Origin of the sequence: Sphingomonas sp. BE138, from assembly GCF_031456125.1 — a bacterium.
In the GTDB taxonomy this organism is placed as follows: Bacteria; Pseudomonadota; Alphaproteobacteria; order Sphingomonadales; family Sphingomonadaceae; genus Sphingomonas.
On the sequence record NZ_JAVDUC010000047.1, the window covers coordinates 1 to 6,971 of the forward strand.

Genomic DNA, 6,971 nt, shown 5'->3' on the forward strand with positions numbered 1-6,971 from the left:
CCGTACACATGGAGGCCAGGATGTCGCATCTTGCGCCAGTTCGCCACGAAGAACCCCTACAGCTCCCACCACCAGCGAGTTTTCGGACGGTCTCGAACGAATGACGGGAATCCCGCCGCGCCGATCGCGCTGACGGCCGCCTGCGGGTTCCGCTTTCCCAAAACCTGTTCCCGATTTACAATTCCCGAAACTGCCGATTTTGACGGGGAAACGGGAAAGATGCTGATCGGCTATGCGCGTGTCTCGACGGCCGATCAGGATTTGACGTTGCAGCTCGATGCGCTGGCAAAGGCCGGATGCGAGAAGGTGTTCACCGACAAGGCGAGCGGGGCGAAGATCGACCGGCCGGGGCTGGTCGAGGCGCTGGGCTTTGCGCGCGCTGGCGACACGCTGGTAATCTGGAAGCTCGATCGGCTCGGCCGCTCGATCCAGGGACTGATCGCGCTCGCCGCGGACCTGTCGTCAAGAGGGATCGATTTTCGATCGTTGACGGACGGGTTCGACACGTCCACCGCTTCGGGCCGGCTGCTGTTCCATATCCTCGCCTCGGTCGCGGAGATGGAGCGCGAGCTGGTCAAGGAGCGGACGATTGCCGGGCTGGCGGCAGCGCGCGAGAAGGGCAGCACGGGGGGAGGTCGCAAGCTGGCGATGACGCCCGACAGGATCGATACGGCCCGCAAGCTGCTCGCCGTGGGGGAGAAGCCGGCACGGGTCGCGAAGCTGCTGGGTGTTGGCCTCTCGACCTTCTACCGTCAATTCCCAGCAAGTGAGCGGCAGGAGCTGGCGAACGCGGCGGGCTAGTCACCGGTGACGGACGGGGCAGGGGGCTTCCGGTACGCAAGCGGTAGAAATCAGAAAAGGGTGGGGCTGGCTGCTGCTCGCCACGCTCACCCTCTCACAATCGGCGATGAAATATCGCTGATAACCCTGATGTTCCGGACGGCGAGGGATCGCACACCGTTCGCCGTGCCGATGCCCTTGCGGAATACCGCTTCGGCGACCCGAAACCTGTGATTGCGGAGGCGAAGAAGCTGATGCTGTAAGGTGCGTTGCGAGGCGCCTATATTACGGGCCAGCGCGATTCATGAACAGCGAAGGGGGAGGACGATGACGGGATTCTATGCTCGGTTGAGGCAGACCCGCAGCGATAGCGACGAGCTGGCCGCGTGCATCGAGCGCGTCGTCAACCAGCTTGAGGATGTCGATACGACCGGTGATCGACCGGGAATGCTCCTGGGCAAGATCCAGTCGGGCAAAACGCGCGGGTTCGTGGGGGCGATCGCGCGCGCGTTCGATCGGGATTTTGATATCGCACTGGTGTTGACCAAGGGCACCAAGACCTTGTCAGCGCAAACCGTTGCCCGCCTCAGCGCTGATTTTGCAGAGTTCATAGACGAGGACGAGATGATTGTTCTCGATATCATGAGGTTGCCTGGCAAGCTGACGCGCAGCGAGCTAAAACGCAAAATCGTCATTGTAGCGAAGAAGCAGGCGCAGAATCTTGATCGGCTAATCGAGTTCATGGAGGCTCATGCCGATCTGCAAAAGCGCAAGGTGCTGCTGATTGATGATGAAGCGGACCTCGCCAGCGTCAGGTTCGTGCGCAAACGCGGGCAGCAAGCCATCGAGCAGGGGGCCATTGCTGAAAAAATGGACGATCTGCGCCGCATGGTTGAGGGCATTGCCTTCCTCCAGGTGACAGCGACGCCTTACTCGCTCTACCTCCAGCCAGAGGGCTATGAAGCAGCCAACTCCGGTGGCAACTTCGTGTTCAAGCCTAAAAAACCGGCGTTTACCGAGCTGCTGCCGATCCATGGCGGTTACGTCGGAGGCGACGATTATTTTGGCGGCCACGATGCCGACGATCCGCGTCACCACCTCATCGTAACGGTCAGCGACTTGGAGCAGGATGCGCTTCGCCGCCCCGACAAGCGACGCATTCATCCTAACTCGGTGTTGGACAGTCCCAACACCGTGGGTCTTCGGCGCGCCATCATCACTTTCGTCTTGGCCGCGTGCGTGCGGCGCTGGCAGCAGCACGAGGCCGGCGAGCGCAAGCGCAAGTATGCGATGATAATCCACAACGATACGCAGAAGGCGGCGCACGCCTGGCAGGATCAGGTGATCGAATGGATCAGCGAAGCGATCCTGGATCACGCGGAAAACGATCCGGAGACACTACGGCCACTGTTCGATGCGGCCTATGATGACCTCGCTACGTCGGTCAGCGCCGACAAGGGTCGCATGCCTCCGCGTCAAGAGGCGTTCGAGCTCCTCATCGATGCGCTGCAAAGCGATGACGTGGTGCGGGAGACGGTGAATTCCGACAAGGATGTGATGGCGCTGCTGGACACACAAGCCGAGCTGAAGCTGCGCACGCCGTTCAATATCTATGTCGGCGGCAATATCCTCGACCGGGGCATCACCATCCCGAACCTGATCGCCTTCTACTACGGCCGGAATCCCCGCACGATGCAGGCTGACACCGTGCTTCAGCACTCACGCATGTATGGCAACCGGCCGCGGCCCGACCTGGTGACCAGGTTCTACACGTCGCAAGGGGTGTATGATCGGCTGTTCACGATCAACGGATTTGAGAACGCGCTACGGGAAGCTTTCGAAACGGGTGCCCACGACCGCGGCGTCGTGTTCATTCAGACCGACCCCTTGCAGCGGGTGCGCCCGTGCGCGCCCAACAAGGTGATGCTCAGCTCGGTGGTGCCGGTCCGACCGAACGGCATGGTTTTGCCCACTGGATTCCAGACGATCCGTGGTCGGGCAATGGCCGCGGCCCAAGCCAAGATCGATGCGCTAATTGATCCTCGATGGATCAACGCCGCCGGCTTCGCCGAGCTGGACCGCGCCCGCGCGATCGAGATCATTGACGCCATCCAGGAGACGATGAAGTTTGACGATACGGAATTCGAGTGGGACGCCATGCGCGGCCTGATCGACTATTACTCCGACGTTCGTGAAGGTGGCGACGGCAACCTGGTCGTGCTGGCGGAAACCGGACGCCGGCTGACCAAAGCGGGCTCTGGCGATAAGTCGGGCCGGTCGATCCTCGGCACCGCACTTCGATCAACCGTGATGGACCCTGGACGCTCAAAACCGGCGCTGGTGCTGCTGCAACAGGAAGGCACCAAGGAGCAGGGCTGGAACGGCCATAAGTTCTGGTGGCCAATCCTGGCAGCCCCTGCCGATGTGGAGCCCTGCATCTTCGCAACAAAGGTTGCGGCTTAGAAGCAGGCGAGGGGGAGCGCCGACACGCAGACTCCCATTATGGGCTACTCGTCGGTGTCGGTGCCATCTTCCCGCTCCACGGATTCTGCGCCGCCCAAGGCCTGATATCGTCGATCGGCAAGCCATTGCAGGCGCTTTGCCTGGATCAGCATGACCCGCCGCAATCCACCTTGAACCTTCCGCTCGGCGATGACCTGGGCAAGTCGGGCGATAATGAGCGCACGTCGGGCGATCCTAAAGTCGGGGTGTGAGCGGATCGCGAACACCTCATCAGAAACGATGCGTCCCCTGAACGATGGCGGCACCTCGATCTCGACCTTTGCCAGCGGTGGGTCCTTCTCGTTCAGGATAGCTTTGAACCGGCTCTTTTCGATCGCCTGATCGTAAACCTTCCGCTCCAGTGCGTTGAGTTGATCGACGGCCGACTCCCATGCCGCCCAACGCGCATCCGTCTTGCTTCTCGGCTTCGACACCTCTTGTAGGGCCGGCAGCGGCCAAACCTCGATCTCGTACACCTCGAAAGGGTCAAGTACGGACATGGCGACGGCATCGGTTCGTTGATTGGTCAGATGACGCCGGATGCGGGTGCGAAGCTGCTCGTTAGTTTGCCCGACGTAGATCGGCTCCCCGTCGTAATCGAAAAACGCGTATACGCCCCACTTGAAGTTGCCGACCTTCGACGCGGCGGCGGCTCCTTCGGCAGTGAAGGCACTATCAAGATAACGTGCGAGATTCTTACGCAAATCCTCCGTTTCGAACGGAGGGAAATTGATCTCGTCTGGATTCCTGCCGTCCATGCACGCTCCATGTTTCAGTGACACATAGCCGGGCGGGGGAATGGGCGCGAGCCCGATCGGCCTTGCAAAAACAGGAACACATATAGAACATACTGGACAAGGCTAGAATATGGCGCCACAATGGCGCCATGACCACGCCCCCGAAGCCTACTACGGTGCGCGACCTTGATCGCATCAACCTCCGCCTGTCGGCCGAGACGTTCGCCCTGATCGACGCAGCGCGCGCCGATCGCCTCGGCAACGTCTCACGCAACACCTGGATTACCGAAGCCGTCGCGGAGAAGCTGGCGCGCGAGACGAGCGCCAACGATCGCCACGGGGAAGGGCAGGTCGCCAATGGCTAATTTCTATGAGTTCTTCGCCGGCGGCGGCATGGCACGCGCCGGCTTGGGGGCGGGTTGGACCTGCCTGTTCGCCAACGACTTCGACCATAAGAAGGGGCTTACCTACCAAGCTAATTGGGGCACGGGCGGCGAGCTGACGGTAGGTGACGTGAAGCAAATCACCGCCGCCAAGCTGCCCGGCTTGGCCGATCTCGTATGGGGTTCATTCCCCTGCCAAGACCTGTCGCTTGCGGGGGGCGGGGCGGGGCTGCGCGGAGAACGCTCCGGCACCTTCTACCCGTTCTGGGACGTGATCCGTGGCCTCATCGCGGACGGCCGGGCACCCAAGCTGATCGCGCTCGAAAACGTCTGCGGCACGCTGACCTCGCACGAGGGCAAGGATTTCGAAGCGATCTGCCAGACCTTCGCGGATGCGGGCTATCACTGCGGCGCCTTGGTCATCAATGCGGACCTTTTCCTTCCGCACTCCCGTCCCCGGCTGTTCGTGATCGGCATCCATGCCGACGTGACCGTCGACCCGGCGCTGCTCGCGCCTGGGCCGATCGAGCCGTTCCATACGCGGGGCCTGCAAAGCGCGGTCGAGCGGCTGCCGGCCGAGCTGCGGGAAGGCATGTTGTGGTGGAACATGCCGACGCCCAACCGACGTAACACGACGTTCGCCAGCATGATCGAGGAGAACCCGTCGAGCGTGTCTTGGCACACGCCTGCGGAAACGCAGCAGCTCCTCGGCATGATGTCGCCCATCAACCTCGCCAAGGTCAACGCCGCCAAGCGGGCAGGGCGCCGCATGGTCGGGGGCGTCTATAAGCGCACGCGAGTTGAGGGAGGCAAAAAGATGCAACGCGCCGAAGTTCGCTTCGATGACGTGTCCGGCTGCCTGCGCACGCCCGCCGGTGGCTCCAGCCGCCAGGTGATCGTCGTCATCGATGGCGCAAAGGTGCGGTCGCGGCTGATCTCTGCGCGCGAGACGGCGCGCCTGATGGGTCTGGACGACGATTACAAGCTGCCGCGCAACTACAATGAGGCATACCACCTGACCGGCGACGGGGTGGCGGTGCCGGTCGTTCGGCACCTCGCCCATCATATCCTAGAGCCCCTGTTGGGCATGGCGGAGGCTGCCGAACGGGCTGCTGCATGAGCGTTATACCGTGCGAGCAGAACAGCGATCTGCGCGCGCAAATCGAGCGGTTCGCCGAGGTTCTGAAAACCGAGGCGCACCGACTTGGCGATCATGGCCTGGACGAACGCGACTTCTACAATTCGGGCTTGTTCCGGGGTGCCGTCGAGAGGGTGAGAGGGCAGTTCTCCGCGACGATGCGCGCCAAGCGTGAGTTCGTCCAACACGTCCTCAACCACATGGAGGACGAAGGCTTCATCGCCGGGTGGGACCTCACCGAAGATGCCAGCCGCAACGACTATTTGGTGCGACTTCCCTCCGGCCGCACCGCCGTCATCGACCTCAAGGGCTGCCTGGACGGCAACAACACCAACATCTTCGAGCGGCCGGCCGACGCCGATGAGTTCGTGATTTGGAGCATCTGCACTAACCTCGGCGCCGATCCCCGCCGCAATGCCTGGTCGGGGATCCACACACGCCTGAGCGCCGAGATGGTCTCCCGCAACCAGCGCGTCGATGGCTTGATCGTCTGGGACATGGTGTGCGGCACGATCGGCCGCCCGTGCCCCAAGGTCGCCGACGATGACGAAGCGCGGCTTACCGACATCGGGCCGTTTCGCGTTCCGCCTGCCTGCATCTACCTGTTTCCAAGCGTCGTGCCGTCCAGCGCCGCCCCCGATGTTTCAGCGCAGCCGATCGAAGCGGTGGAGCTGCTGTCGGCATTCCACCGCTGCTTCAAAGGCAACGACGCTGAATTAAACCATGTGGATTTCGAGCTGCTGCAAAGCGGCTCCGACCTTATGCGGCGTACCACGATCCGGCGTGCTGGCGTGGTCCAGAAGGTGTCGGACATGGCGCCGATCCGGCGTGTTTAAACGTCGAGGAAGCTGACTAGACGGCGTGATAGCTGGTCGACATCCCGCATCTCGCATTCCCACAGCACCAGGACGCGCCAGCCTTCGTTTTCAAGTTGCTGTCGCACCTTCCCGTCCCGCTCGACGTTCCGGGCGAGCTTGGGGTGCCAGTATGCCGCGTTGCTTGAAGGGCGGCGTGATCCGCGCGGGCAGTCATGCTGATGCCAAAAGCATCCATGCACGAATATCACCGATCGGCGCGCCGAGAACACCAGGTCCGGGCTGCCGGGTAGATCGCGGCGATGGAGGCGAAAGCGGTAGCCGAGCCAATGGGCTAACCGCCGCACTACCATTTCCGGCCGGGTATCCTTGCCACGGACCCGGCGCATAAGTTCTGATCGAGCGGCGGGTTCAAGCTTGTCCATCGCTCATCATCTACCATGCCGCATTGGCATTCGATCGCGCGGAAGAAACGTAGACCTTTTGCTCCCTGCTTAATACGCAATAAGTGTCACAACTGGTTGAGGCTGTTGAAAAAGGCCTGCGCGAAAACGGCTTGGCGGATGGCTGGTGACATTGGTCACCGGAGGATACGCCGCGTATCAGGCCGGCCCGG

The 6,971-nt window shown here is 62.0% G+C and carries 7 protein-coding genes; 5 read left to right on the forward strand and 2 right to left on the reverse strand.

The genetic code is table 11. From position 1 onward, the window contains the following. Positions 1-219 precede the first annotated feature (219 nt). Positions 220-801 carry a recombinase family protein gene (locus tag J2Y58_RS20390; RefSeq protein WP_310107230.1) on the forward strand — a complete coding sequence of 194 codons (582 nt, stop codon included), beginning with the start codon at positions 220-222 and terminating at the stop codon, positions 799-801. Between the two features lie 306 nt (positions 802-1,107). Beyond that, complete coding sequence (locus J2Y58_RS20395) at positions 1,108-3,243, forward strand: Z1 domain-containing protein (RefSeq protein ID WP_310107232.1); 2,136 nt, start codon at positions 1,108-1,110, stop codon at positions 3,241-3,243. Positions 3,244-3,287: 44 nt separating this feature from the next. Here the strand turns inward: J2Y58_RS20395 and J2Y58_RS20400 are convergent, their stop codons facing one another. Continuing rightward, a complete protein-coding gene (locus J2Y58_RS20400) occupies positions 3,288-4,040 on the reverse strand; it encodes a GIY-YIG nuclease family protein (RefSeq protein ID WP_310107234.1) in 753 nt (250 codons plus the stop codon). 128 nt (positions 4,041-4,168) lie between these two features. On the opposite strand from J2Y58_RS20400, the gene J2Y58_RS20405 reads away from it, so the two are divergent. Genes J2Y58_RS20405 through J2Y58_RS20415 form a run of 3 tightly spaced genes read left to right on the forward strand, consistent with a single transcriptional unit; the run spans position 4,169 to position 6,376 of the window. Continuing rightward, entirely contained in the window at positions 4,169-4,384 is a 216-nt protein-coding gene (locus tag J2Y58_RS20405) for a hypothetical protein (RefSeq protein WP_310107236.1), read from the forward strand. Further along, positions 4,377-5,522 (forward strand): DNA (cytosine-5-)-methyltransferase, encoded by a 1,146-nt coding sequence (locus J2Y58_RS20410; protein ID WP_310107238.1) that lies wholly within the window; start codon positions 4,377-4,379, stop codon positions 5,520-5,522. Before J2Y58_RS20405 ends, J2Y58_RS20410 begins: the two co-directional genes overlap by 8 nt. Continuing rightward, on the forward strand, positions 5,519-6,376 hold the full coding sequence (locus tag J2Y58_RS20415) for a hypothetical protein (protein WP_310107240.1): 858 nt from the start codon (positions 5,519-5,521) through the stop codon (positions 6,374-6,376). Before J2Y58_RS20410 ends, J2Y58_RS20415 begins: the two co-directional genes overlap by 4 nt. Here the strand turns inward: J2Y58_RS20415 and J2Y58_RS20420 are convergent. After that, positions 6,373-6,780 (reverse strand): DNA mismatch endonuclease Vsr, encoded by a 408-nt coding sequence (locus J2Y58_RS20420; RefSeq protein ID WP_310107242.1) that lies wholly within the window; start codon positions 6,778-6,780, stop codon positions 6,373-6,375. The genes J2Y58_RS20415 and J2Y58_RS20420 overlap by 4 nt on opposite strands. Between the last annotated feature and the right edge of the window lie 191 nt (positions 6,781-6,971).